A 26,614-nucleotide genomic window follows, 5' to 3' on the forward strand; every position below is an offset into this window, starting at 1 on the left:
TTAGATGAATGTTCCGGAATTCATCTTTTGCCTATTTAAATATAATAATGTATTTATATTTTAGTTACCATTACTAAGTGGTGATAGTTTATGGCACTTATTACATGGTCAGACAAATACAGTATTCAGATCAAGGAAATTGATGACCAGCATAAAGTTCTCGTGGGTATGATAAACGATCTTCATGACGCAATGAAGAATGCAAAGAGCCGGGAAGTTTCTCTGGAAATAATAAATAAGATGGCGGAGTATACAAAATTCCATTTCTCAACCGAAGAAAAATATATGAAACGCTTTGGCTATCTGGATTATGAAGAGCACAAAATGGAACATGAAAAGTTTGTGGACAAAGTGCTTGCTTTCAAGAATGATTATGAGAACGAAAAAGCAGGAATCAGTTATGAGATCCTGAACTTCCTCAAAGACTGGCTTGTTGGCCATATACAGGGAACTGACAAGAAATATGCAGCTCTTTTCATAGAAAAAGGTGTTAAATAACCCTTTTTTCAGCTTTTTTTGCTTATCCGTAGTCAAAACATATTAATTACTTTAACGTAATTAATCAAGATATGACTGATCAGGACATAAACATAATTCAGGAACCATACATTCTCCCGGATGCAACTTCAATGGAAGTCCATTCAGTTATGAAAGAGAATGTAGACAACCTAGTGTCTGTTTTCAAAGTACTGTCAGATCCTGTCAGAATTCGAATTCTTAAAGCGCTTCAGATAACCGAACTTTGTGTATGTGTGCTTGTTGAAGCTACAGATTATAAACATTCGGCATTGTCATACCACCTGAAACTCCTGAAGGAAGCAGATCTTGTGGATTCAAGAAGAGACAAGAATTTCCAGATATACTATCTCACAGAAACCGGAGATAAATTATTGAGGAGCATTGACTCCTCATTCAAAAAAGGAATATAAATCTTAAATTTCGTACTTTAATTATTATATTTTCTCAGCAGGAAGTGCTGTATTAAGTTTGACATAATTGACACCTTTTAGTGCCATTGTCCTTTCTGCAACTGCTTTTACTTCCTCGCCTTCACCATCAAGTATTATGACCTCAAGACAGTTATCGTGGTCAAGATGAATGTGGACGGAAGACTTTATAATATGAGAGTAATCATGCTGTATCTCGGTGAGAGCGCTTGAAAGGCCACGTTTGGTATGGTCGTAGATCAATGTTATCGTACCGACACGTCTTCCTTTAACGTCACTCATCCATTCATAATGGGTAATGTAATTCCTGATAGAATCTCTGATACCTTCTGAACGGGATGAATAACCTCTCTGTTCAATGATAGAATCAAATTTAGTAAGAAGATTTTCGGGAAGCGATACCCCAATACGCATAAGTTCCTGTTCCATATAGTTCACCTATAAAATAATCAAATATAATAAACAATGTAGTTATCAATACAGTGCTATAATAACATTTAGTATGCATTTCTAGTACATAAATGATACATTAATTAAGACATAAATAATTATAGGACATGTATATAATAAATAATCAATAACAATAATCATTAACAACACTATGTAAAGGATGATGCAGATGAAAAAAGAAGAATTATACTCTGGAAAAGCAAAGACCATCTACAAGACCGAAGACCCTGAAAAGCTGATTTCAGTCTTCAGGGACAGCCTTACAGCATTTGACGGAAAAAAGAAGAGTGAAGCTGCAAAGAAAGGATATTACAACGCCCAGATATCCAGGAAAATCTTTGAGATGCTTGAGGAAGAAGGAATTCCAACACACTACATTGGAATGGAATCCGGCAATGAAATGCTGGTCCGTGCTGTAGAAATAATACTAATTGAAGTAATTCCAAGAAACATTGCAGCAGGTTCCATTACCCGCAAATACCCAATCGAAGAAGGAACTGTTTTTAAGAAACCTGTACTTGTCATGGATTACAAGAGTGACGAACATGGCGACCCTATGTTAAACGAGGATATTGCTGTTGCACTGGGGATTGCTACCTACGAAGAGATAGCACAGATAAGAGAAATGGCTCTTAAGATCAATGAAATTCTGAAGACATACCTTGATGAGAAAGGCTTCCTGCTCCCTGACTTCAAACTTGAGTTCGGCAGAGTGGATGGCAAGATTGTTGTTGCAGATGAGATATCATGTGATACATGTCGCCTCTGGGACAAGAGCACAGGCCAGTCAATGGACAAGGATATTTTCCGCTTTGACAAGGGAGACCTTTCAAAAGCATACGAAGAAGTAGCAAAGCGTATAGTACCAGAGATATTCGAATAAAACCATATCGTAATGAGGGGTAATGATGGAAAATTACGATGTGATAGTTGTAGGTGCCGGTATAAGCGGACTGTTATCCGCACTTACCCTATCCAAACATGGCAATAAAGTACTGGTTCTTGAAAAAAGCAAATTTGTTGGCGGCAACTGTAACAGCTACATGGTTGATGGTTTCCAGGTAGACACAGGTGCTCACGCCATTACACATCTTGAAGTTGGGCCTCTTAGAAGGCTTATGGATAATTATTTTGATTACCAGCCTGTCTTTGAGGAATATGGCAATTACTTTGTGAGAACAAAAGATAATTTCATGAAAGTGCCTTCCAACGTGAAGGAATTTGTCACATTCGATGTTCTTCCGCGTAAAGACAGAATTGTTCTGACACAGGCCATTACCAAAGCACTCACTCTTTCTACATTTGGAACTGACCTGTCCAAAGAATCCGTATATGAGTTTATGCCAACTAACCTGACAGCGGATACATATGATTTCATTGATACTATCTGCCATTTCCTTTCAGGAAAGGATATGAAGCAGACATCTGCCCAGAGAATTCTCACAGGCAGTAGTTTTGTAAGGGACAGTGTCCCGGAAGAGCAGCTTGAAAGCATAATGAAGCATAATGAAAAGATAAGTCCTGAACCGGTGCCAAAGACATTCCTTCCGCCAAATGTACATACTTCACTGCAGGCAAAACTGAACAAGGTATCAAATCCTTTTACATCACTTGGAAGACTGGCAAATAACAAAGTGAACTATTCACAGGGTTATCCAAGAAAGGGATTAAAATCCATACTTAACGCAGTTTTATTTTCCCTGCCAAATACCGTAGAGATTAAGACTGGTTGTGAAGTTAAGAAGATAATCACTGAAAGAGGGAAAGTTGTTGGTGTTGAAGCTGATGAAGTGTACAGGGCTGACAAAGTTATCTACACAGGATTTGTCACAGACCTACCAGAAATGATCGAAAGTCTTCCAAATGTTTACATTCAGGATCTAAAGAGAGTTGCACACACAAAGAGCCTGACCGTGTGGACCGGACTGGATTCCATGATGGATGATTTCAACTACATCGGTTCTGAAATATGGTTTAAGGATTCGCCATACTGGGCAATGCCAATAAGCAACTACGATACATCCCTGGCACCTAAAGGAAAACAGCTTGTGGGATTCTCATTCATTCTCAACGCTGATGATAATGAAGAAGCACAGGCCAAAAAGGCGTATGATACTATATACAAGGCAATTCCGAAAATCGAAGATCATATTGAAATGACACATAATCAGATAACAATTCCTGAAAAAGCTGCGGTCACAATTAATGGTTATTTTGCAGATGTGAGAACACCTATCAAGGGATTATATGCAGCAGGAACTGATACTGATAAAAGAAGTATGGGTGTAACCCGTGCAGCTTATTCTGTTGTGGAATTGCTGAAAAAGATGAATGAAGATAACTGTCTTCACAAATAAGGAAAATAATGTATGAGAAGGTAATTACCTTCTCAGAACCATTGTTCTTAATCTGTCAGCTGCATGTTCTGCCTTGTCTGCAATGTCGCCTATGCCCCTTACAAGACGAGCCAGGTGATAGACCCCAAGCGCACCGATAACATCCTCGTTGCGGAATATCTGCTTGATAAGTTCCTTTTCTATGATGTCAACCTGATGCTCCATTTCCTCCACTTGTGTCACAAGTAGAAGAGTGTCTTCAACATCCCTTTTACTGAAAGATGTCTCCAGAAGTTCACCCAATGTTGCTACAAGATTTTCATAAAGCTCCACAGTTTCAAGAGTCTTTTTCATGAGATCGCAGAAACCTGCACGTATATCATCCGGAGCCTCAAATTTTCTTACTGTAAGCCAGAATGCAACTTCCTGGGAATCATCTGATATTGAATCCTGTGGTTTCAGGAAATTAAGCAGGTCATTTGCATGTACAGGAAGCATAATAGAAGAAGATAATTCAGAACGGATAGTCTGTTTAATGACATCTGCCTCATGCTCTATTACATCAATTTCTTTGTTCAGGGCTTCGACTTTTTCCATGTCACCATTACAGTAAGCCTGCAAAGATTCGTTGAGCTTTCTTACACAATCCCCGCCTTTGTTGGCATGCATTACAAGAGGCTTAAACGGTGAACTTGCAAATACATTCAATACGGAACGAATATACTCTTTCTTGATCATATTCCAACTCCCAACAGTCCCGCAAATATCAGTGCGCACGTAAGAGCTGCTACAGGTACGGTAACTATCCAGGAAACAACTATCTTTCCGATTACACTTAAATCAACCGCCGCAAGACCGCCTGCAAGACCTACACCAATTACTGAACCTACAAGGGTATGTGTGGTTGATATTGGTAAAGAACTGTAACTATGAAGAACAACTACTGAAGCTGTTGCGAATTCTGCTGAAAAACCACGGGTTGGCGTAAGTTCTGTTATACGTGTACCGATTGTCTCGATTACACGGTATCCCCATGTAGCCAGTCCGACAACCATTCCAATACCTCCAATTACCATCACCCAGAGAGGAACAGTCATTCCTGCCATTTCAAGAGAATTAAGTCCTGCATATATTGGGCCTACTGCATTTGCAACATCATTGGAACCATGTGCAAAGGCAATGTAACATGCAGTCATTGTCTGGAGAATGACAAATTTCTTTTCAATATTGTATGGATCATCGGTTTTCTGAAGAATGAAATATCTGATAAGAGTGAATATGATATAAGCAATTACAGCACCAAGAAGAGGAGATACAAGCCAGCTTCCAACTATTTTTGTAAGAACTGCCCAGTTGATTTCACTGTAGCCTATCATTCCATAGTAGCCTGCCATCAGACCAAAACCAAGAACTGCTCCTACTATTGAGTGAGTTGTGGAGACGGGCAGATTATAGAATGTGGCAAGAGTAATCCAGAAACCTGCAGCAAGAATGGCTGCAAGCATACCTATAGCCACAATATGAGGGTCTATTGCACTAATGGAATCAATTGGAACGATTCCCTTGGCAATGGTTGAAGTTACCCGCTTTCCAAAAAGTACAGCGCCTCCGAACTCAAAAAGACCTGCGATGATAATTACCTGTTTTATAGACAACGCACCGCTGCCTACTGACGTTCCCATGGCATTTGCAAGGTCATTGGCACCAATATTCCATGCCATGTACAGACCTGCTGCAACCAGTAACAGTACGAGAGGATCAAAAAGACTCATCGACAATATTCTCCACTATATAGATTTTATAGGCCTAACTAAGAACATGGACATAAATGTGCCTACTATATACTATATACTGCTATATTGAATATATAGCAATTTTAAAAAAAGGAATCCAGAGTTCGCTGGAAACGGACATCCGGCAACATCGCTGCCTGAGCCATCCACTTTGATTTATCCGTTTTCAAACGGGTAGAAATATTTGCTATTGCCTGTTCTGCCGAAGCAAACTTTTCAGGCGCTTTGCTGAAAGCTTCTCTCACACCTTCCCTTACAACCCATACTCCCAGCGGAGCCCAATATTCCGGTCGGATCTCCCTTACCATAAAAACTGTGGCCTGTCTACGAACTGATTTTAAATATTCAAGGGCACCAAGTCGGGCTGCATAATATCCACCTGCAAGGTTGGAGTATTTTTTCTTTCCTCCAAAACCTTCATGATCTGCTTCTATCCATGTGCTGCCACCTGACCATACAGTCCGTGGCATCCAGACTTCAATCAGTTCAAAAGAGAACATGCGGGGAATAAGGATTATCTCGAAATGGTTTCCGAAAACTCCGCCACTGAAAACAGTTACTTCGCTCAACTGCTGGTAATCCCTTATCTCAGCCAGAAGGTCTTTTCCAACCATATCATCAACCGCAGTTATCGACCAGCGTGTAGGAACAAGTTTTCTTTCCTGACCTAAAAGACCGATTGACAGAAGTCTCGAAATATGTTCGGCAGGGACACTGCCATCCCATAGTTCGGATATGGCATCCTTTGCCAGCGCATCATCATCATAGACAAGAGAATCCACTTTTTTGGGCACCTTCGGATTCTCAGTAATATCAAACTTCTTAAGGTCACCTGATGGACCCATTGGAGTCAGCACATTGTCAAATTTCAGCTTTGCACTTATCGGTTTATTGAACCATGCTTCAGTATCCACCGGATTTTTTGAGAGCGCAAGTTCCTGGGATTTTTCGATAAGAGGATTATCTGGAAGACGGGCCCTTTTAACATTGATTCCGGTGTTTGCTCTTACAAGCTGGGAGCGAGAAGCTATGACATCCTGTATGTTCATTTTCAGCAATGCTTTAGGATCTTCAAGCTGCATTGCATCGTCTCCGCAAAGTTGCGGAGGTATCATTGGTCCTGCCATCACATTGGGGTAGTTGTACCTGCCAACAAAAACAGATGGTGGAGATGCTCCGAATATGGATGTTTCTCCTGATGATTTTGGAACAACTGATTCAATTGATTTAAATTTTTCAAGAATAGGACAATATGGTCTTCCACAGAGACCTTTGCCCTTACATTTTATGCAAAGATTAGGAGTCAATGACTTCAGCGTCTCCGCAAAGGATACAATATCCGGCGTCTGGCTCGTTTTTGTTCAGCCAGCCTGAGCGCTGAACGAACTTACAGACATTGCACATACCTGCAACCTGTTCTCTGCTATTCATTCCTTCAATTAGTCTTGATGCAAATCTCTGTATCTCTTCCTGGGCTTCCCCGGAAAAATCTACCTCAGCACCTCTTTTATCGTTCAAATACTGAGACACTGCAGCCCTCGATAATTCAAGAATCTCTGCAACTTCCTGCTGGTTCTTCCCATGCTCCCATATCATACATCTCGCAAGTTCTGCACGGATGGCAGGCAATACACGTTGAACCATGATCTCACATGTTGTTTTCACAGAAAGTCACCTTTTTTGTTAGTTAGTATGGTCATTTACTTTTATGAATATAATCATCAATTGCCATTTTCAAAGCGTCAAGAGCAAAACCTGAGCACCTATCCTTGCCTTCTGGAAGACCATCGAGATAGTTAATCACATCTTCGTTAGTCAGCGACATGGCTTCATCCACTGTTTTCCCCTTTGCCAGTTTGGCAACCGCACTTGATGTGGATATAGCTACAACACAACCGAAGGTTTTGAACTTAACGTCTTCCAATATATTGTCTTTAACCTTTATGGATATATTTATTATATCCCCATCTATTGTGCTTCCAATCTCACCCACACCATCGGCATCTTCAACAACCCCTACATTTGCAGGGTTACTGAACTCCTCCATTACTTTTTTAGAATACAGAAATCACTCCTCCTTAATAATCAATAGTTACCTGTCAGCAAGCGGAGACATTGCCCTTAATTTAGCAATTGTTTCCTGCAAAGCCCCGACAACATAATCAATATCATCCATGGTATTCTCCCTTCCAAGACTTATCCTCAGGGAACCATGTATAAAATCATCCTCAATTTCAAGTGCACTAAGCACATGTGAAGCCTTAAGCGATTTTGAAGAACATGCCGAACCCGTGGATACTGCAACTCCCTGCATATCCAGGAGCATAAGCATGGATTCGCCTTCAGCATATTTAAAACTCATATTCACGTTATTTGGAAGGCGCCTGGAAGGATGACCGTTCAGGCGAACATCAGATATCGAATCGAATACTCTGGAAATAAGTGAATCACGCATCTGCGTCATGTGTATGGAATCTGCATCCTGACGTTGAGCTGCAAGTTCCATTGCTTTTGCAAATCCCACAATACCGGAAACATTTTCTGTTCCGGAACGCATTCCCATTTCATGGTTTCCACCAAAAACAATCGGACTGATATTAGTCCCCTTGCGGACATAAAGAACTCCGACTCCTTTTGGACCGTGTATCTTATGGGATGAAATTGAGAGCATATCCACACCCAGATCGTCTACATTAACTGGAATTTTTCCAACGCTCTGTACAGCATCAGTGTGGAAATAGATATTGTACTTCTTTGCAATTTCGGATATTTTTTCAATAGGCTGGATGGTGCCAACTTCGTTATTGGCATGCATTACCGATACAAGAACAGTGTTTTCCCTGACTGATTTTTCAAGTATTTTTACATCAACTACACCATCAGCATCTACAGGAACATATGTGACTTCATGCCCCAGACTTTCAAGAAAAGCACATGTATTGAGTACTGCCGGATGCTCGATAACAGAAGTTATAACGTGCTTTTTTCCGGCATTAAATGGGACAACACCCCTTATTGCAAGGTTATCAGACTCGGTTCCTCCTGATGTGAATATTATTTCCTCAGGAAGAGCTCCTATGGCATCTGCAACCTGTTTACGTGCTCTTAAAAGAGCTTCCGCAGCCTCGGATCCAAATGAATGAAGACTGGAAGCGTTACCAAATAAATCAGTAAAAAAAGGCAACATTGCATCCACAACCAGAGGATCAACCGGAGTGGTTGCACTGTGATCCATATAGATTCTTTTCATTGTACCCATAATAAGAAGAGAAGGCCTTCAATAAATAAATATCCTTCAGCATGTATGCTAAAGAATATAGCCAGCCTAGTGCTGAAAAAATGTGTGTGTCTGCACACACATGCAAGAATAATAATTAGTCTTAGTCTTTAATCTGATCCGGAGAAAATCCTTTTGCAATAAGAACATCTTTCATGCGGGTCAGGTGATTTCCCTGAAGCTCAACAGAATTTCCTTTTACAGTTCCACCGCATGCAAATTTAGATTTCAGGTAAGTAGATAGTTCGTGAAGATCAATTTCATGGGCATCAAAACCCTCTACAACTGTTACTTCTTTACCATATCTTCTTCTGTTTACTTTGACGATTATTCTTTGCTGCTCTTTTGCCACTTCTTCGCAAATGCAAAGTTCTTTTGGCAATCCGCAGACTGAACACATTTCTGAACTCATCTTGTGGTATTTCCTCCGACATTATTATCTATTTTAAACACTCCATATGCATTTAATTAAATAGATGAATAGAGTAAAACTTCGATGATATTAAAATCTAATGGTAAAGAAGTAGCAACGGACGTTGATTTTGCCTGCAACATCCTAAAGCATATCAAGGGACTTATGTTCAGTAAGAGGATACCTGACAACTATGCTTTAGTCTTTGTAATGAAGAAAACCCAGCGAGTTTCGTTGCATATGTTATTTGTTAATTATCCAATTGATGCTATTTTCCTTGACGATAAGAAACGGGTCATTAAGACATCCAGTATGAAAGCATGGATTGGTACTTGCTCCTGTGAAGGAAAGGTAAAATACATCATAGAAACATCCCACGGAAAATCTGAAAAACTAAAGATTAAAACGGGAGATAAATTTGAATTTGAGAATCAGTGTCAGTAGACCAATAGTAACTGTCTGGAACATATAAATACTGACAGATGTTAAAACCTGTTTAAAGAAATGTTTATTACATTCCGGGTTCTTTAAAGCCCTGATAGAATCATCATATTATAATTAATACTCAATTACCGAGGAACATAGATGTTACCTGAAGATGACTTAAAGATCATAACAGAGAAAATGGGAAGAGAACCTAATCTTGTAGAACAGGGATGCTTCCTTAATCTGTGGAGCGAACACTGCTCATATCGCTCAAGCGCACCCCTGCTTAAAACATTTACAACCACCGGAGATAAGGTCATAATCGGCCCTGGTGACGATGCAGCAATTATCAGTTTTGGAAACGGATGGGTACTTGCAATAGGAATGGAGAGCCACAATCACCCATCATATGTTGACCCATACAACGGTGCAGCAACCGGAGTCGGCGGAATTGTGCGTGATATTATTTCCATGGGAGCAAGACCAATAGCACTTATGGACCCTCTTTATTTCGGTCCCCTTAACAACCCGAAAAACCTCTACCTTTTTGAGCACATTATTGAAGGAATTGCAGGATACGGAAACTGTATCGGTGTGCCTGTAGTACGCGGAGAAGCATTCTTTGACGAATCATACAGCGGAAACCCTCTTGTAAACGTGGTAGCTGTAGGACTTGCACGCGAAGAGAATGTTGTGACTGCATGCTCACAGAAAGCAGGTAACAAGCTTGTTCTGATGGGTTCCACCACAGGAAGAGACGGACTTGGAGGAGCATCTTTCGCATCAAGAGACCTTTCTGAAGATTCAGAAGCAGAAGACAGGCCAAGTATCCAGATTGGAGATCCGTTTACAGAGAAACTTGTTATCGAGGCAACACTTGAAGCCATTGGAAAAGGATACGTTAAATCATGCAGGGATCTCGGAGCAGCAGGACTTGCCGGTGCAAGTTCAGAAATGGCAGCAAAAGGTAATCTTGGAATGAAGATCATTGCAGACAATGTTATTCTTCGTGAAAGTGGTATGACTCCTTACGAAATACTTATCGCTGAGTCACAGGAACGTATGCTCCTTGAGGTTGAACCTGAAAACGTGGATGCAGTACTTGACATTGCAAAGAAATACGACCTCAACGGAAGTATGATTGGAGAACTCACTGAGGAACTTAACTATACAGTGCAGTTCCAGGGAGAAATTGCAGCAGACATTCCTGTAAAACTCCTGACAGAAGGTGCACCAACTTTTGAGCGCCCATCAACAGCTCCAGATGAACGTGACATCGGAGATAAGCCGGAACTTCCAGCAGACCTCAAACAGGCAATTATCGATGTGTTGTCATCACACAATGTAGCATCAAAGAGATGGATATACAGGCAGTACGACCATGAAGTACAGGTAAGGACAGTTACAAAACCAGGTGATGATGCAGGCATACTGAGAATCGATGGAAATGAAGGAATAGCACTTTCATGTGGATGCAACCCAAGACACACACTCCTGGACCCATATTCAGGTGGAAAAGGAACCGTTGTTGAAAATGCAATGAACCTTGCAGTAAAAGGTGCACGTGGAATAGCAATTGTAGATTGTCTTAACTTTGGAAACCCTGAAAGACCTGACATTTACTGGCAGTTCAAACATGCAATCCTTGGACTTGGAGATGCTGCAAGAGATTTATCAATACCTGTTGTGGGTGGAAATGTTTCCCTGTATAATGAAAGTGGTGAATTTAAGACAGCAATCGTCCCGACACCGTCAATCGGACTTGCAGGTTATATCAAAGATGTGACAAAAGCTCCAGCTGGTGTGTTCTCAAATGAAGGTGACACAATAATTCTGGTTGGAAGTACAGCCGATGAACTTGGAGGTTCAGAGTACTATAACATCATTGGAAAGAAGAATGATGGTAAAGCACCACAGGTTCCTGAAAACATAACTGCTGTTGTTGATGCACTTATCAGTCTTGCAGAGAGTGGGAAGATTACTGCCTCACACGATGTATCACTTGGTGGAATTGCCGTGGCACTTGCAGAAATGTGTGAAAAGACTGGTGCTGAAGTTGACCTTAGCAATGTAGCAGAAGGTCTTAGAACTGATGACATCCTGTTCTCTGAATCATATGCAAGAGCGCTGATCACAACATCTGAACCGGATGCTGTAATGGAAATGATTGGAGAAGTACCCTGCACAGTCATTGGTACTGTTGGTGGAAACACGCTGAGCATCCAGATTGAAGATTCAAAGACAGAATTAGCTCTTGAAGAAATCAAAGAGGCAAGAGAAAGCCTCATGAATTTGATGATGGAATAAACCATCATCATATCTCATTTTATAAATACTACTTCTCAATATACATTTTAATTACAGCTTATTATTCTTTATTTTGGAATGCAAAATAAATCATGTACAGTGCAGACAGACCAACCAGAATATAAACGATTCTGGCTATGATACTGTATCCGAAGATCATTTCTACCAGATTCAGATTAGAGGAGACTCCAAATAAACCCCAGTTAAGACCTCCTATTATGACCAGTACCATGGCTACCCAGTCAATGCTATTCATTTTAGGCAAAGTTTCACCTCCCTTTAAACCCCTTTACCAATAATTAATATTGACTTTATGGTTATATATAATTGTTGAAGTTATAGAATGTCCATAAATATTATGAAAGAAGAAATGTCAGTCACTTTCCTTCATGGCATCCTCATAAAGCTTGTTTATATTCGTAGGAATTGGGTTGTCCTTCAGTAATTTTGCAAAGAATGCAAGATTATTCACCATATACCGGACAGTCTTGTTTGTATAGAGATGCCTTTCCCCGTCGGCAGCAATATAACTTGGACCCGGACCTGCATCGCCTACCCAGTAGCTATCAACGTTTGGAGGAACAGTACAACCCAGATGAGTCAGGTTAAACAACGTAGTTGCTGCAACATCGTGTGCCCCGTCTTCATTGCCGGTTATCACCACACCTGCTACTTTTCCGTATAGAGGAAACTGCCCTGTTTCGGGATCACTGTCTGCATAAGTCCCATCAAGTCTTTCCACAACCAGCTGTGCAACAGAAGATCTCACACCCATCCAAATGGGAGAGCCGATTACAAGTATATCGCTGGATTTTATTTTGTCCAGTATAAGTGGCCACTCATCACCTTCACCTTCATCAGACGATACACCAAACTTTACGTCATAATCTACAACCCTGACAACTTCACTTTCAACACCAAGTTCCTCGAAAAACTTTACTGCTTTGTCAATAAGAGCCCTTGTGTTTGAGATTTCAGGAGAACGTTTCAAAGTACAATTCAGAAATAATGCTTTTAACCCCATACAGAAAAGTGTGAGTATGGTAGATAAATAGCTTTCTTAAAATAACATGAAAAATTAATTCAAAATAAAAGACCGGAATAACCGGGTAAAAAGTAAAGAAGAATGGTAAAAACCATTCTTAATAAGTTTTATTCTTCCTTTTCTGCAAATCCGAATTTGCGCAGTACTCTTGTGATCTTAATGTTTACAGTGTCGCCAACCTGAGTGTCTGGCACAAAAATTACAAAGCCCTCTACTCTGGCGATGCCGTCTCCTTCTCTTGCAAGGTCTTCAATTGTTACTTCGTATGTCTCGCCAACATCTACTGGAGCTGTTGATTCTCTGTCATTGTTATTAAACAAAATAATACACGTCCTTTAATTCAAACTAAGAAAAGAAACCATACTGAAAAAACCACGATAAAAATGTAATATCAATGAATTCAGAATTGTATCAAATCTTACAACGAGTAGTACACATAACAGATATTTAAAGCTTCTCTGTACAAAACAGAGTCAATGTAGAAACCATATCTTATTTATTCTTTAGAATAAAATAGATAGCTATAAATCACAAGCTCACAGTTTGTTCAGAGTAATTTTAGGGATGAAAACAATGGATGAAGTTCAGATAAAAGTAGAGAAAGCCCATCCTAATGATTTTGGAAGGGGAATTATACGTCTGGATCCTACTACACTCTTAAGCCTCCAACTCTCTCCCGGAGACATAGTTGAGATTGAAGGAAAAAGAAAGACAGCAGCTAAGGTATGGAGAGCTGAAAGGCAGGATTGGGGCCAGGGAATTGTCAGGATTGACGGTTTTATCAGGCAGAATGCAGGTGTAGGAATTGGTGAGAGAATCACTGTAAGAAAAGCAGAAGTTGTTACTGCTACAAAAGTAGTCCTGGCACCTCCTGAAGGGGTTTCCATGGAATATGGAGATCATATCAGTGAGATAATCAAACGTAACATAATGAAGCGACCACTGGTAGAAGGCGACATCATCCCTATTATAAGTTCAATGACACAGCCTATGACCAGCCAGGTCGGTGGCGGGCAGGCGATACCACTTATTGCCGTAGAAACTGATCCTAAAGAAGAAATCCTCATAATCGGAGAGTTCACTGAAATTGAACTTCGTCAGAAACCTGTTCGTGGTTATGACGGTGCCACCCGCGGAGTTACTTACGAAGATATTGGCGGACTCGGTTCAGAGATACAGCGTGTAAGGGAGATGATAGAACTTCCACTCAAGCACCCGGAACTATTCCAGAGACTTAATATAGAGCCTCCAAAAGGAATTATCCTCTACGGACCACCCGGTACTGGAAAAACACTGATTGCAAAAGCAGTTGCAAATGAATCCAGGGCAAATTTCCTCTATATTGCAGGCCCTGAAATCATGGGCAAATACTATGGAGAAAGTGAAGAGCGCATCCGTAAGATCTTCGAAGAAGCAGAAGATGATGCACCTTCAATCATATTTATTGATGAAATAGACTCAATTGCACCGAAAAGACAGAACGTCACAGGAGAAGTTGAGCGCAGAGTTGTAGCTCAGTTGCTTACAATGATGGACGGCCTTGAAGAAAGAGGACAGGTTGTTGTAATTGGTGCTACAAACCGTGTTGATGCAATCGACCCTGCACTTAGAAGACCTGGTAGGTTTGACAGGGAAATCGAAATAGGAGTCCCTGACACCGATGACCGTCTTGAAATAATGCAGATTCACACTCGTGGCGTGCCTCTTGCAGAAGATGTTGACGAAGAATTCCTTGATTATATCGCAAAACACACACAGGCATTTGTGGGTGCAGACCTTCTGGCACTTGTCCAGGAAGCTGCAATGCGCTCTCTAAGGAGAGCACTGCCAGATATTAATCTGGAAGACGAAGATATCCCACAGGAAATTCTTGAAAGCATTGTTGTCTGCAAGGACGACTTTGAGAATGCACTGAGAGAAATTGAGCCTTCTGCAATGAGAGAAGTGCTTGTAGAGGTTCCTGATGTCAGATGGAATGACGTTGGTGGACTGGATAAAGCCAAGCAGGAAATCAAGGAAGCTGTGGAATGGCCGCTTACAAGACCAGACAGGTTTGTGAGTATGGGAATAAAACCACCAAAGGGAGTTTTGCTTTTCGGACCGCCGGGGACAGGTAAAACACTGATAGCACAGGCAGTTGCAAATGAATCAAATGCCAATTTCATTAGTGTAAAAGGACCACAGATGTTGTCCAAATGGGTAGGAGAATCTGAAAAAGCCATACGGGAAACTTTCAAGAAAGCCAGACAGGTGGCACCTTGCATTGTATTCTTTGATGAAATAGATTCAATTGCACCTATGAGAAGTGCTATATCCGAGGATTCAAAGGTTTCAGAGAGAATTGTAAACCAGCTTCTGACAGAACTGGACGGCCTTGAACCGTTGAAGGAAATAGTAGTTATTGCCGCAACCAACAGGCCGGACATCATTGACCCTGCACTTTTAAGATCAGGAAGATTTGACAGGATGGTACTTGTGGGACAATCTACCTATTCAGGAAGAAAGCAGATATTCAAGATCCATTCAAAGAACATTCCTCTTGGAGATGATGTAACAATCGATGACCTTGCATCCATGACTGAAGGATTTGTCGGAGCTGACATCGAAGCAGTATGCAGAGAAGCTGTAATGCTGGCATTGAGAGAAAACTTTGACTCTGATAAGGTCAGCATGAAATACTTCAAAGAAGCCCTTAACAAAGTCAGACCAACACTGTCTGAAAATCTTGTAGAATACTATGAGAAAATACAGGCACAGTTCAAGGGTGGCATCAAAAAGGAAGAAACAAGTTCTTATATAGGATACAGATAAATATATGAAAAATTTAGATGTAATTATTATATACAGGGGCGAATGAAAATGGCAAATGTCTTTGCAAAGAACCTTTCGAGCAAACAGGTAATGGCAACAGATGGAACAGAAATTGGCATATTATACAATATTGTAATGGATATCAAATCAGGAGACCTCATTGACCTCATAGTTAAACCGGACATGAGTCTTGACACTTCCAAATATAAGACAGACGAGCAGTACATACTGCTGCCTTTTGAGTCAGTCAGAGCCATAAAGGACTATATCGTTGTCGATAAGAATATAGCCCGCGGCTTAACTCCTGAACCTGTAGAAATATAATCACACCGGCTGCAGAGATTGCCTTGCAGCCCTTTCATTTTCTTTTTTAGCTTCAATTTCAACTTAGCTTAAGATTGATTAAATCAATCCGCTTGATATCAGATAATCTATTGCTTCCACAGTGCCATCACCATAGCTTGCTTCACTTACATAGTCTGCTATATCTTTCAGGAAATCATCAGCGTTACCTACAGCAACCGCAAAGCCTGCTTCCTGAAGCATTTCCAGATCATTGATAGAGTCACCTATGGCAACGAAATCCGTGGTTTCAAGACCCATCATCTCTGCCATTTTAAAAAGCCCTGTTCCCTTGTTTATTTTTTTACTCTTGATGTGTATGGCAAAATGAGTGTCTATAATCTCAACATTGGGGAAATGTGTTCCCAGGACTTCACGTGCTTTTTCCACATCAAAATTACTTCTTAGGACAATTTCAGTTCTCCTGTGAACCGAGTCCAGCTTCTCCATGTTAAATTCAGAAGAGAGGAATTCGTAGGCTTCCTCACACTCATGGATTACATCAGAAACTATTGGATCATTATCAAATCCATCGATAATAACACCACCATTCTCTGCTATTATATTGCAGCATACACCCACGAGTTTAGCTGTTGCTTTTGCATAACAGAGAACATTTCCTGTGGCAATCACAACAGGAATGTCAAGTGCACGCAATTTGGCAGCAGCAGTCAGACTGAGCTTACGATCCCTGTGAGTAATGGTTCCATCGATGTCAATTACAATGGCCTTGAATTTCATAAGCATTATGAAGGCAGTGATAAATAAAAGTGTTTTCAGTGGCGTGATTCCCTGATAATACCCAGGCATACTTTAAGGAACAAAAAAGGTCCTGTTACCATCAGGAAAAGATAGCTTATCGTAAGCAATGCAGTACTTACAGAAGGAAGAAGGCATGCAAAGTTGACACCTAAGAGCAATAATACTGAGAAATAAAAAACATCCTCTGCTGAATAAAATCCCTCAGACAATGGTTCTACAAAATCATAAGAAGGCTTCGATTTCACCAGTATTGTCGCAATCACAACATAAGACAGAATGATAAAAATATAGGGAGCGATGGTTACAGGAATTCTTTCCGGCAGTAAAATGAAGAATGTCACAACATAAAGAATCAGAAGATAAGCAGTTAAGATCCAAAAATGTTTCTTTTTCAGATGAAGGGAAGTTATATCACTGCTAACTGACACCTTCCATGCAAGAAATATCAAAATCAGAGTACCTATTACGGAAATATTTGCTGTAACAATATTGAATGAATTACCATTAGCAATGAAACTGCTGAGAACTACTATAGCTATTGCAACAAAAATCAAACTTCTACGGCTTTTTAGAAGAATTGTTGCATGTTTGGAAAACACTCTTCCGGTAAGTACCTGAAATACAAGAACCGGAACTAAAAATGACATAACAGGATGCCAGAAAAAGACGAGAATTGAATACTCGGCTATAGCAATTCCAAAGAATGTTCCAAGACCCGGACCTGCTGAATCCATGTAACCTGCCCAGAGAACTTTAGTTATCCATGCTTCATAAAGGGCAAATATTACACCAAATAAATATAGTTGCTGAATACTCGTTTTTTCATATTCCAATGCTATCCACAGGAAAAAAAGTACGTGGAACAGGTAAAGTGGAAATGTAAGAAATATACCCCATGGATCAAGGAACCACATGGTAGAAGCTCCTGAAAATACCTCCGCAAAAAACATTGACAGCAGACCTATCAACAAAATTGGGTAAATTCTTTTCATCAAACGAACTATGTGTTCTCAGGATATAAAAATCCAGACAATGAATGCAATCTGATTTTAGAAAATATATTTGATTTTAAATTTGTTTTAAAAAAGGAAAAGAAAGAATCCCCCAGGAAGGAGAATCATTCATTGTACCCAATATTATGGATCACGCAGACCTGGAGTAGTTACAGAAATGATAGCTTCACCGTCAGGAAGGTTTGGAGAGTCTACGAGTTTGACAATTCTCTTATCACCCTTGGATTTACGCAGGTAAAGCCTGAAAGTTGCCGTGTGGCCAACTATGTGTCCTCCTATTGGCTTGGTCGGATCACCAAAGAAGGCATCTGGTTTTGACATAACCTGGTTTGTAACTATAACAGATGCGTTGTAGAGGTCACCACATTTCTGGAGACCATGCAGGTGTTTGTTAAGTTTCTGCTGCCTGTCTGCAAGTGTTCCCCTTCCGATATATTCCGCCCTGAAATGAGCTGTCAGGGAGTCCACAATGAAAAGTCTCACTGGCATATCACTGTCTTTTAGCTCATTTGCAAGTTCCATTGCAGAATCTACAAGCAATATCTGGTGATTGGAATTATATGCACGTGCTACATGTATGTGTTTCAGGAACTCTTCAGGATCATATTCCTGACCGTATTTTTCAGAAAGACCTTCAACCATCTGTTTGATTCTTTCAGGCCTGAAGGTGTTCTCAGTATCGATAATAACTACGGAGCCACTAAGTCCCCCCTGTTCCTTTGGTAATTGGACATTGACAGCAAGCTGGTGTGCAACCTGTGTTTTACCGGAACCAAATTCACCATAGAGTTCAGTAATTGCCTGAGTGTCTATGCCACCGCCCATCATTTCATCGAATTCAGTACATCCTGTGGTAAGCTTGCCCACAAGTTTCCTGCGTTCCATTACCATATCTCCCGTTTCAAAGCCACCAATATCAGCTGACTGCCTGGCAGCAAGAATAATCTTTGCTGCGGTGGATTCACCAATTTCAGCTGCGGTTGCGAGTTCTGCCGGGGAGGAAACAGCAATTGCTTCAACGGTTGTAAAACCTGCATCTTTTAATTTCTGTGCGGTCGCCGGACCTACATGGTCCAGTTCTTCCAATAACACTTCTGACATTTATCTTAACTCCTGGGTGCACATGTTTTCTTCTGGTGCACAATTCGATTACTAATTGACTTTTGAGTATATATACCTGAAGAGAGCAGGGTGAAAGTATTATTTATAGTGTTTATAGAAAATGTACAACAAACCTTATCATTCAAACGTGTCATTTAGGGAGCAATGGCCAGAGTAGTAGTAGGCGGGACTTTTGAATGCCTGCATGACGGACACAAAGAACTTATCCATAAAGCATTCGAACTTGCCGGAAACAGCGGAATTGTTGACATCGGACTTACATCCAATGAAATGGCAAACAGACGTCCACGTCATGTTCCGGATTATGATACAAGGAAGAAGAATCTTCTTAAATACATCAATGAAATTTCAGAAGGCCAGGAATATACAATACTGGAACTCAATGAACCTTTTGGGAAAACACTAAATGTGGACTATGATTACATTGTAGTTTCACCGGAAACTCATCCTGTTGCACTGAAAATAAATCAGCTCAGGAGTGAGAAGAAAATGAAGCAAATTGAGGTTGTCAGGGTTGATTTTGTGCTTGCCGACGACAAAATACCCATATCTTCTACAAGAATAGCCCACGGTGAAATAGATATCCACGGGCATCTGAAGTAAGATATTGGCAAGGTGCAGATTTCCAGAACATAATTTTATAAACCTTTTTTTACAACTACTGTCCATGGGAAGAGTATTCAACGAAATGGACAATCAGATTTTTAACAAGCTTGCACCTGAACTTGCCGGAAACACAATGTCAAATGCAGGGCATAACTATCCGTTTATTCTCAGACCTGTATCACACAAGATAGCTGTAGATGCTGATGACTTTCGGGCGAGGATGGATAAGCTGGACTCAGAAGAAATGGAATATCTTTTCCAGCTTGCCATTGAAGGTAAAGAGGACATCAGGTCCCTTGAAGAAGAAGATGTTGATACCTTCATCGAAATGGTTGAAGAGAAACTCTCAGCCGAGAAAATGAAGGAACTCAAAGCAAAGCTTGGAATGGCATAATGAAACCTTCCAGACTGCTATTTGGAACTGCAGGCACACCAAAAAGTTCCAAAAAAAGAAACAGCATATCGGGCATCGAAAGAGTGAAGGAACTCGGACTTGACTGTATGGAACTTGAGTTTGTCCGTGGAGTTAAAATGGGCGAATCCACTGCCGCAAACGTCCGGGAGAAATCATTTGATGAAGATATTTCATTGAGCGTTCATGGCCCTTACTATATCAATCTGAATTCACAGGAACCTGAAAAAATAGATGCCAGTATAGAAAGGATCTATAAATCATCAAGAATCGGCAGCCTCTGCGGTGCAAGGAACATTGTGTTTCATCCTGCATATTATCACAAAGAAAGTTCTGAAAAAGTCTACAAAAAGGTGTTTTCATTACTGGAACAACTTGTTTCAAGGCTGAATGACGAAGGCATAGAAGTAATACTCAGGCCTGAAACCACAGGAAAAGGAACACAGTTTGGCAGTCTTCAGGAAAACGTGAAACTTGGAGCAGAAATAGATAATGTACTCCCATGTATTGATTTTGCGCACCTGCATGCACGGAGTAATGGTGCTGAGAACAGCTATGAGGAATTCTCTGCAACGCTGGAACTTGTTGAGAATGAACTTGGCAGGGAAGGACTTGATGATATGCACATGCATGTTTCAGGTATTGAATACGGTGAAAAAGGGGAGCGGAATCACCTGAATCTGGATGACTCAGACATGCAGTATTCTGAACTTACACGTGCCCTTAAAGACTTTAAGGTAAAAGGTCTGCTAATATGTGAAAGTCCTGACAATGAAGGTGATGCAGCGTTATTAAAAAGAACGTATGAGGGTTTGTAGACCCTCGTATATTATTAGATGTGAAGTGACGGTGCCACATGCTCCAGGAATGGATGCAGCAATGTGAAGATGCCAATTACTACAATAACAGAACCACTCACAAGCGGAAGTTTGTTTATCTTCGTGCTGCTTACATAGCTCTCAATAAAGCCTTTTCCTTTAACAAATATGACTGATAGTGAAGTGATAGCTATTGCCAGACCTGCACTGAATATCAGTACATATATCAAACCATTATACACCTGATTGTTTGCAATGCTGAACAGCAATACTGCGAGTGCAGCCGGACATGGAATAAGTCCTGTTGACAAGCCTATTGCAATTACACCTTTTTTAGTATCAATTGCATGTTCGTGAGGATGGAAGAATTTTCTCAAGATCCAGATGCCTACTGCTATGAGAATTGTTCCTCCAAGTACACTCATGATATCATGAGTCATGTCCACATTCAAAGCTTCTACCAGATATATTGATGCAACACCCAATGCCAATACCACTACGACATGAGAAACAACAATAGTCATCCCAAGGAGAAGTGCATCTTTAAGATCTGCATCAGTACCCATTACAAAAACTGCCATTATAGATTTTCCGTGTCCTGGCTCCAGTGCATGTAGTGCACCGAGCAGGAATGCAGACATGACTATAAATAGGCTGAGACCTGAAGTAAGCCCATCTGCTCCAATTGAAAGTATATCCATGATGATTACTCCATTTCGATTTGATTTCTAAATTGTAAATAAACGTTAGTTGTTATTCGTAATACTAATTTATCATCACTATATAAATACATTATGAATAAATATGCTACAAATACCCATTATAATAATACTCAAAGAAATAAATAGCTACTAAACCCAGAATAATAAGACAAAATACTAAGTACAATTGCGGATTTGTGAGGGATTTTCTATGAATAATATGACACTATATAGCATAATAAGTATCAATTTCAATGAGATAAATATAAAAGCAGCAAATTAAGAGGATTAGAAGAATACAACATAAATAAAACATAAAAATATTAAGTAAAGTAACATTATATAGTCATAAATTCGATTCATAACAATACTTACGAATTATTTGAATTTGATTCAAATAATAGCATTCATAACACACACGGGATAAATTAAAGGTGTTAAAGTCATGACATACCCGGCACATTCGCCCACAAAAAAGAGTAATTCTAAAAAAAGAAACATGAAAACTAAGAATTCTTTATTTTAAAAAATTAATGATATTATCATAAGCTTTGACATACACCATAAAAAACAAGAAGTAGTATTACCCATGCTGATAACGTAACATATCATAAAAGAATAATGAAAGTAATCCTTTTATACCGAAAAAAGAGATGTCTGTCCGTACTCAAACAGTTAGGAGTTAATTAAGATGTTATGGAGTTATTCAAAAATTGACGAAGCAAAAGTAAAGACCATCGAAGAACTTGAAAAGAAGCTGGGCGTAACCCTTCTTGCGTTCTCCGGACAGGACATCAAGAATGCAGAACTCACATCTGCAGACCTTGAAGCAATTGAGAAGGTTGAAAGCGAACTCGGGCTTTCACTCGTTGCAGTAAAAGTATAAGGTTAAATTTTAACTTTTTTTACAAATACAAAAACATCCTATGTTTTAACTTAGATTTTACAGTGTTCATTTATTCCCTGAACACCATTTTTTGATGCAGATTAATCGTATAAGAACTTTCTTGATTAAGTTTTACATATATTGTAAGTATTGTTTACAAAAATGAAGAATGATAAAAGAAGAATACATATACTTGTATTTCTATTTACCAATTACCATGAGTCAAGAGAGTAATGATACTAATGACATAGAATCACAATTCTTAAAATTATTTTATGCACTTGATAGCAAAACAAGACTAAAGATGATACAGAGTCTGCACAAGAATGAAAAACATATTTCAGAGCTGGCGCGCGAACAGGAACTATCAATACCCGTTGCCTCAAAACATGTAAGCATCCTGGAAGAAGCCAGTCTTATTGAAAGACACATATATGGAAAAACCCACGTTCTGGAAATAAATAATAAAGATGTTGCCAGTTCACTGGACATCCTGGCACCAACCAAATCAATTAAGGTGAAAAAAGGGACCAGTCTGCTTGATGCTCTGAAAAGAGTTGCAATTGTAGAAACAAAGAAGCTAAAGGGAATAGAACAGGTGGTCGCAGTGAATGGTGATGAAGGATTTTACATTTATGAAAAAGAGGGAGAGCTCTGTGACCAGACTGTCCAGAAGTGCACATTATCTGATGACGTAACAATTACATGGAAGAAACTAGAACCTATTGCAAAAATGCGCCTCAATATTGAAATCGAAGACTGATTTTCTGATAAATAATCCTACAGTGCCATTGCACACTTTTTTTAAGGCATAATTTAAAGTCTACCGAACAACTATTTATACATTAAGACTAATTGTTATTAGTACTATTGATAGTACCCATTATCTATTTCGCATTGCAACAATACAGAGGTATTTAGATGTCTCCACAAATCGATAAATACAAAAATGCGGCTTATGAAACACACAAAAATGGACTGTTCTGGCAAACTTACATCTACAAAAAAGACACTGATCTCAATTACAAACTAATTGATATAGCCAGATTCCTGGTGGAACCTGAAGTTGAGGTTATCCATGAGATCATTGATAGAACAATATCTACTGTTGACCATCAGTTCCCTGATTCAAATGTATTGAAACTATATTCAGCAGGAGAATTATCTTGAATGCATTAATAGCTAAAAAAGCCATAGAAATGCTTCACAATACCAAAGGAATAGAAAAAGCAATTCTCCTTGATGCTGAAGATATTAAGACTATAATGAAACTTGAAAAGAAAGATGAACAAATGAATTCATTGAATCTTGGCAGGAAACACAACATTGGAGTCAAAAAAGCCCTGGGAGCAAACATACTGATAGCTTTTGTTACAAATCGAGATTATGACTGGCCAACGGACAACTTGAAGATACTCTACCAGGGAGAAGTCATTGGGAAGGACATCAGCGATGCAGAGGAAATTGAGAAATATACAAACTCAAATCAATATTGCGTATTCGGCAATATTGTAGTCAACTTCCGTAAAATGAGAAACATTAGAAATACAACTGAACCTCCAATGATGGTAATCAGTGCTAAAACATGGGATAAAGCAGAAGAGATGAATTTTGTATCTGAAGCTTTGATAGCATCACCTTCGAGGTTAACCGACGGATACATCAAATCTAAAATCCCATGTGAAAGGGAATTATATGTAGGGACTTTTCTTGTAGGATTAAATCTCGAAAAAAAAGAGATTGAACAATTCGCAATAAATAATATAATGGAAAACTAAAACTAAATCATTTCTATAAAAAAATGATTAGTTATTTATGTTATCCGATTCTGACTTTTTTTGATCAGGGTTAACAACAGTAACAGGAATATTGATTCCGCTTTTTTCCATGTAATCCTTTATTCTTTTAAGAGCATGGCAGACCATACCACCATTTGTAAGAATCAGACACCTCTGACCTGCCAGAGAATTCAGGATTGAACGGTCCACAACACCTGCAGTGACATGAAGATAAATCTCATCTCTTTCTGCCAGAACTTTGCTTCTCTTGCCCATTGCCCCAATACATTCAATTTCATCCCTGAGTATTATATCACAAAGCTCATCTTTTGAATATCTTGAAGTATCATATATTCCAATAGAACCTGCCCTGTATGGCCTTCTTTCCATTTCGACAATTGCAAGACCATCCTCATGAATGTGCAGAACTTTACAGTTTGCAGCCTCATAGCCAGAATCCGGAGCATAATCACCATATAATATACCAAGATTGATGTAGTCCCCTTCTTTTACCTCAGATGGTACTTTAGCCCACAATAATTGCTGTGAGCGCAAAGAATGAACTAGATCTGGAATATCCCGGGGGCAGCATTGCGGTTTTACAAGACCCCTGCGTTTGATCTCTTCATAGATCTCAAGAGTCACAGGTCGTCTGAGATATGCAGCCTTAAGATTATCATCATGCATAAAAATAGCTTCAGGTGTACCTTCACTGATCACTTTATGCTCATTCATCAGAAATACATAGTCTGCCCAGCCATATGCCAGATTCACATCATGAGTGGATATGATTATCGTTTTCCCGAAATAATTCAATTCATTTAGTAAATCCATTACCTCATCTGCACCTACAGGATCCAGATTTGCAAGAGGTTCATCCAGAATGATAACTTCAGGATCCATTGCAACAATTCCTGCAATTGCAACCCTCTTTTTCTGGCCACCACTTAAATGATGAGGTGGTTTATCTTTCAGGTGTGTCAGACCCACATATTCAAGTGTTTTATTAACAATATCTTCTACCTTATCTTTTGGGTAGCCAAGGTTTGTTGGACCGAAAGCAACGTCCTGGTAAATAGTAGGAGCGAATATCTGGTCATCTGAATTCTGGAAAACTATACCAATATTCTTCCTGATTTCTCTGAGAGATTTTGAATCGTATTTCATAGACTTTCCATGAAAGAGGATTTCACCCTTTTTTGGACGGTGAGTTCCATTCATTGATAGAAACAATGTTGATTTTCCGGAACCATTACGTCCGACAAAAGCTATTTTTTTACCTTTTTCAATGGTAACGCTAATGCTGTCCAGAGCAAGAGTCCCATCAGGATAGGAAAAACTCAGATTTTTTGTTTCTAATATAACCAATATTTCACCTCAAAAAATGGATGCATCCCTTGTAAAGTAAAAAGCCACTATAACAACTGCAAAATAAATAACTGTTAGCAGGGCCTCTGCTATATTTATGGGTCTTTTTTCATCCAGCAATATTAACTTCCCATCATAACATCGTGAATTCATGGATACGAATATCTTTTCACCCTGTTCCCAGGACCTTATGAAAAGGTTAGTACCAAGCATGACCATGGACCTGAAAGATGTCCTGAAGTCCTTATACCCCAGCCTCACTGACTGGGCATACCTTACACCTATTGCAACATCTAAAAAAACAAAGATGTAGCGATACATCATCATTGCTATCTCAAGGAATGAATCCGGAAGTTTTGTGGCTTTAAGAACCGAGAATAATTCGATCATAGGTGTTGTCAGAGAAAGGAAGAACAGGCATGACATACCTCCCAGTGTACGTGCGAGTACCAGAAAAGCCATATTAAGACCGGCACGGCTTACGCCGAAAGTTAGTCCGAAAATATCAAATGAAAACAGTTTGGCACCTTCACCAAAGAAAAATGCTATAATTACAGCACTTACAAGAACAAAACCAGCCGGAGCAGCTAATATCCTTAAATAAAAAGAAGCTGGTATCTTCCCAAAATAAATGGTTGCAAAACTCATACAGATAGCTATTATAAAAGGAACCAGCGGAGAATTTGAAGAGACTCCTGCAAGAAGACCAAAAGTAACAATGGCTATCTTAAGCCAGTTGTTCCTGTACCTGAGAGGGCTCAGGACAGCATAGTCATCAAGTATATGTGCCATTTTTAAATCCAACCAATTATAAAACAATTCAAATTGTGTAAATATTAGCTGTACAAGTGTAATGGAATACGATAGAGAGCTTTATACATAAGCATTTCGTTATTAAGTTCCAAGATAATAATCATACTCATAAAAAAAGAAATACATAAATCAATTTACATAAGATACATCGAAAACTACTAAATTAAATCAAAATAAATTGTTTCCAAA

The 26,614-nt window shown here is 39.5% G+C and carries 32 protein-coding genes; 15 read left to right on the top strand and 17 right to left on the bottom strand.

Annotated elements, in window-relative coordinates:
* Nucleotides 1–90: 90 nt before the first annotated feature.
* Entirely contained in the window at nt 91–498 is a 408-nt protein-coding gene (locus METTI_RS05800; protein WP_023844890.1) for a bacteriohemerythrin, read from the top strand.
* A gap of 71 nt (nt 499–569) precedes the next feature.
* Complete coding sequence (locus METTI_RS05805; protein WP_023844891.1) at nt 570–929, top strand: ArsR/SmtB family transcription factor; 360 nt, start codon at nt 570–572, stop codon at nt 927–929.
* A 24-nt stretch (nt 930–953) separates the two neighbouring features.
* On the opposite strand, the gene nikR is transcribed toward METTI_RS05805, so the two are convergent.
* Nucleotides 954–1,376, bottom strand: a complete 423-nt coding sequence (nikR, locus tag METTI_RS05810; protein WP_023844892.1) for a nickel-responsive transcriptional regulator NikR — start codon at nt 1,374–1,376, stop codon at nt 954–956.
* Between the two features lie 190 nt (nt 1,377–1,566).
* Here nikR and purC point away from each other — a divergent pair, with 190 nt between their 5' ends.
* Together purC and METTI_RS05820 are read left to right on the top strand one after the other, a co-directional pair.
* Nucleotides 1,567–2,280, top strand: coding sequence for a phosphoribosylaminoimidazolesuccinocarboxamide synthase (purC, locus tag METTI_RS05815; protein ID WP_023844893.1), 714 nt, complete (start codon nt 1,567–1,569; stop codon nt 2,278–2,280).
* Nucleotides 2,281–2,305: 25 nt separating this feature from the next.
* Entirely contained in the window at nt 2,306–3,754 is a 1,449-nt protein-coding gene (locus METTI_RS05820) for a phytoene desaturase family protein (RefSeq protein ID WP_023844894.1), read from the top strand.
* 24 nt (nt 3,755–3,778) lie between these two features.
* Here METTI_RS05820 and METTI_RS05825 read toward each other — a convergent pair whose 3' ends face one another.
* The 7 genes from METTI_RS05825 to yciH all read right to left on the bottom strand — a co-directional run bounded on the left by METTI_RS05825 (nt 3,779) and on the right by yciH (nt 9,215).
* Nucleotides 3,779–4,471, bottom strand: a complete 693-nt coding sequence (locus METTI_RS05825) for a TIGR00153 family protein (protein WP_023844895.1) — start codon at nt 4,469–4,471, stop codon at nt 3,779–3,781.
* Nucleotides 4,468–5,505, bottom strand: coding sequence for an inorganic phosphate transporter (locus METTI_RS05830; RefSeq protein ID WP_023844896.1), 1,038 nt, complete (start codon nt 5,503–5,505; stop codon nt 4,468–4,470). Before METTI_RS05830 ends, METTI_RS05825 begins: the two co-directional genes overlap by 4 nt.
* A gap of 104 nt (nt 5,506–5,609) precedes the next feature.
* The gene (locus METTI_RS05835) at nt 5,610–6,833 is read right to left on the bottom strand and encodes an Nre family DNA repair protein (protein ID WP_023844897.1); all 1,224 of its coding nucleotides are present in this window, start codon (nt 6,831–6,833) and stop codon (nt 5,610–5,612) included.
* Nucleotides 6,823–7,191, bottom strand: coding sequence for a transcriptional regulator (locus tag METTI_RS05840; protein ID WP_023844898.1), 369 nt, complete (start codon nt 7,189–7,191; stop codon nt 6,823–6,825). The genes METTI_RS05835 and METTI_RS05840 overlap by 11 nt, the downstream gene beginning before the upstream one ends.
* A gap of 31 nt (nt 7,192–7,222) precedes the next feature.
* Complete coding sequence (locus METTI_RS05845; protein WP_048135202.1) at nt 7,223–7,591, bottom strand: iron-sulfur cluster assembly scaffold protein; 369 nt, start codon at nt 7,589–7,591, stop codon at nt 7,223–7,225.
* 27 nt (nt 7,592–7,618) lie between these two features.
* Nucleotides 7,619–8,785, bottom strand: a complete 1,167-nt coding sequence (gene nifS, locus METTI_RS05850; protein WP_023844900.1) for a cysteine desulfurase NifS — start codon at nt 8,783–8,785, stop codon at nt 7,619–7,621.
* A 121-nt stretch (nt 8,786–8,906) separates the two neighbouring features.
* Complete coding sequence (gene yciH / locus METTI_RS05855; protein WP_023844901.1) at nt 8,907–9,215, bottom strand: stress response translation initiation inhibitor YciH; 309 nt, start codon at nt 9,213–9,215, stop codon at nt 8,907–8,909.
* A gap of 84 nt (nt 9,216–9,299) precedes the next feature.
* Between yciH and METTI_RS05860 the strand changes: the two genes are divergently transcribed.
* Together METTI_RS05860 and purL are read left to right on the top strand one after the other, a co-directional pair.
* Nucleotides 9,300–9,659 carry a DUF192 domain-containing protein gene (locus tag METTI_RS05860; RefSeq protein ID WP_023844902.1) on the top strand — a complete coding sequence of 120 codons (360 nt, stop codon included), beginning with the start codon at nt 9,300–9,302 and terminating at the stop codon, nt 9,657–9,659.
* Nucleotides 9,660–9,800: 141 nt separating this feature from the next.
* On the top strand, nt 9,801–11,948 hold the full coding sequence (gene purL, locus METTI_RS05865; protein WP_023844903.1) for a phosphoribosylformylglycinamidine synthase subunit PurL: 2,148 nt from the start codon (nt 9,801–9,803) through the stop codon (nt 11,946–11,948).
* Nucleotides 11,949–12,009: 61 nt separating this feature from the next.
* Here purL and METTI_RS05870 read toward each other — a convergent pair whose 3' ends face one another.
* From METTI_RS05870 to METTI_RS05880, 3 genes are all read right to left on the bottom strand, one after another.
* Nucleotides 12,010–12,204 carry a DUF378 domain-containing protein gene (locus METTI_RS05870; RefSeq protein ID WP_048135203.1) on the bottom strand — a complete coding sequence of 65 codons (195 nt, stop codon included), beginning with the start codon at nt 12,202–12,204 and terminating at the stop codon, nt 12,010–12,012.
* 117 nt (nt 12,205–12,321) lie between these two features.
* Entirely contained in the window at nt 12,322–12,972 is a 651-nt protein-coding gene (locus tag METTI_RS05875; RefSeq protein ID WP_023844905.1) for a flavodoxin family protein, read from the bottom strand.
* A 128-nt stretch (nt 12,973–13,100) separates the two neighbouring features.
* Nucleotides 13,101–13,313: a TRAM domain-containing protein gene (locus METTI_RS05880; protein ID WP_023844906.1), complete on the bottom strand. Its 213-nt coding sequence runs from the start codon at nt 13,311–13,313 to the stop codon at nt 13,101–13,103.
* A gap of 253 nt (nt 13,314–13,566) precedes the next feature.
* On the opposite strand from METTI_RS05880, the gene METTI_RS05885 reads away from it, so the two are divergent.
* Entirely contained in the window at nt 13,567–15,804 is a 2,238-nt protein-coding gene (locus tag METTI_RS05885) for a CDC48 family AAA ATPase (RefSeq protein WP_023844907.1), read from the top strand.
* Nucleotides 15,805–15,852: 48 nt separating this feature from the next.
* Entirely contained in the window at nt 15,853–16,128 is a 276-nt protein-coding gene (locus METTI_RS05890) for a PRC-barrel domain-containing protein (protein WP_048135204.1), read from the top strand.
* Between the two features lie 78 nt (nt 16,129–16,206).
* Here METTI_RS05890 and METTI_RS05895 read toward each other — a convergent pair whose 3' ends face one another.
* The 3 genes from METTI_RS05895 to radA form a co-directional block, all read right to left on the bottom strand.
* Nucleotides 16,207–16,887: a phosphoglycolate phosphatase gene (locus METTI_RS05895; RefSeq protein ID WP_048135864.1), complete on the bottom strand. Its 681-nt coding sequence runs from the start codon at nt 16,885–16,887 to the stop codon at nt 16,207–16,209.
* Between the two features lie 35 nt (nt 16,888–16,922).
* Nucleotides 16,923–17,900, bottom strand: coding sequence for a hypothetical protein (locus METTI_RS15070; RefSeq protein WP_023844910.1), 978 nt, complete (start codon nt 17,898–17,900; stop codon nt 16,923–16,925).
* Nucleotides 17,901–18,044: 144 nt separating this feature from the next.
* On the bottom strand, nt 18,045–19,022 hold the full coding sequence (gene radA / locus METTI_RS05905; protein ID WP_023844911.1) for a DNA repair and recombination protein RadA: 978 nt from the start codon (nt 19,020–19,022) through the stop codon (nt 18,045–18,047).
* Between the two features lie 165 nt (nt 19,023–19,187).
* Between radA and METTI_RS05910 the strand changes: the two genes are divergently transcribed.
* The 3 genes from METTI_RS05910 (at nt 19,188) to METTI_RS05920 (ending at nt 20,879) form a co-directional block, all read left to right on the top strand.
* Nucleotides 19,188–19,646 (top strand): phosphopantetheine adenylyltransferase, encoded by a 459-nt coding sequence (locus tag METTI_RS05910; RefSeq protein WP_023844912.1) that lies wholly within the window; start codon nt 19,188–19,190, stop codon nt 19,644–19,646.
* A 64-nt stretch (nt 19,647–19,710) separates the two neighbouring features.
* Nucleotides 19,711–20,043 carry a hypothetical protein gene (locus METTI_RS05915; protein ID WP_023844913.1) on the top strand — a complete coding sequence of 111 codons (333 nt, stop codon included), beginning with the start codon at nt 19,711–19,713 and terminating at the stop codon, nt 20,041–20,043.
* Nucleotides 20,043–20,879 (top strand): TIM barrel protein, encoded by an 837-nt coding sequence (locus METTI_RS05920; RefSeq protein ID WP_023844914.1) that lies wholly within the window; start codon nt 20,043–20,045, stop codon nt 20,877–20,879. The genes METTI_RS05915 and METTI_RS05920 overlap by 1 nt, the downstream gene beginning before the upstream one ends.
* Before the next feature lie 14 nt (nt 20,880–20,893).
* Here the strand turns inward: METTI_RS05920 and METTI_RS05925 are convergent, their stop codons facing one another.
* The gene (locus METTI_RS05925) at nt 20,894–21,580 is read right to left on the bottom strand and encodes a HoxN/HupN/NixA family nickel/cobalt transporter (protein WP_023844915.1); all 687 of its coding nucleotides are present in this window, start codon (nt 21,578–21,580) and stop codon (nt 20,894–20,896) included.
* Between the two features lie 691 nt (nt 21,581–22,271).
* Between METTI_RS05925 and METTI_RS05930 the strand changes: the two genes are divergently transcribed.
* The 4 genes from METTI_RS05930 to METTI_RS05945 all read left to right on the top strand — a co-directional run bounded on the left by METTI_RS05930 (nt 22,272) and on the right by METTI_RS05945 (nt 24,244).
* On the top strand, nt 22,272–22,466 hold the full coding sequence (locus METTI_RS05930; RefSeq protein WP_023844916.1) for a hypothetical protein: 195 nt from the start codon (nt 22,272–22,274) through the stop codon (nt 22,464–22,466).
* A 217-nt stretch (nt 22,467–22,683) separates the two neighbouring features.
* Nucleotides 22,684–23,229, top strand: a complete 546-nt coding sequence (locus tag METTI_RS05935; protein WP_048135868.1) for a winged helix-turn-helix domain-containing protein — start codon at nt 22,684–22,686, stop codon at nt 23,227–23,229.
* Between the two features lie 158 nt (nt 23,230–23,387).
* Nucleotides 23,388–23,636 carry a hypothetical protein gene (locus METTI_RS05940; RefSeq protein ID WP_023844918.1) on the top strand — a complete coding sequence of 83 codons (249 nt, stop codon included), beginning with the start codon at nt 23,388–23,390 and terminating at the stop codon, nt 23,634–23,636.
* Nucleotides 23,633–24,244, top strand: coding sequence for a hypothetical protein (locus METTI_RS05945; protein ID WP_023844919.1), 612 nt, complete (start codon nt 23,633–23,635; stop codon nt 24,242–24,244). Before METTI_RS05940 ends, METTI_RS05945 begins: the two co-directional genes overlap by 4 nt.
* A 27-nt stretch (nt 24,245–24,271) precedes the next feature.
* On the opposite strand, the gene METTI_RS05950 is transcribed toward METTI_RS05945, so the two are convergent.
* Both METTI_RS05950 and cbiQ read right to left on the bottom strand, forming a co-directional pair.
* The gene (locus tag METTI_RS05950) at nt 24,272–25,612 is read right to left on the bottom strand and encodes an energy-coupling factor ABC transporter ATP-binding protein (RefSeq protein ID WP_023844920.1); all 1,341 of its coding nucleotides are present in this window, start codon (nt 25,610–25,612) and stop codon (nt 24,272–24,274) included.
* Nucleotides 25,613–25,621: 9 nt separating this feature from the next.
* The gene (gene cbiQ, locus METTI_RS05955) at nt 25,622–26,404 is read right to left on the bottom strand and encodes a cobalt ECF transporter T component CbiQ (RefSeq protein ID WP_023844921.1); all 783 of its coding nucleotides are present in this window, start codon (nt 26,402–26,404) and stop codon (nt 25,622–25,624) included.
* Between the last annotated feature and the right edge of the window lie 210 nt (nt 26,405–26,614).

It is taken from the genome of Methanolobus tindarius DSM 2278 (genome assembly GCF_000504205.1).
Taxonomy (GTDB): Archaea; Halobacteriota; Methanosarcinia; order Methanosarcinales; family Methanosarcinaceae; genus Methanolobus; species Methanolobus tindarius.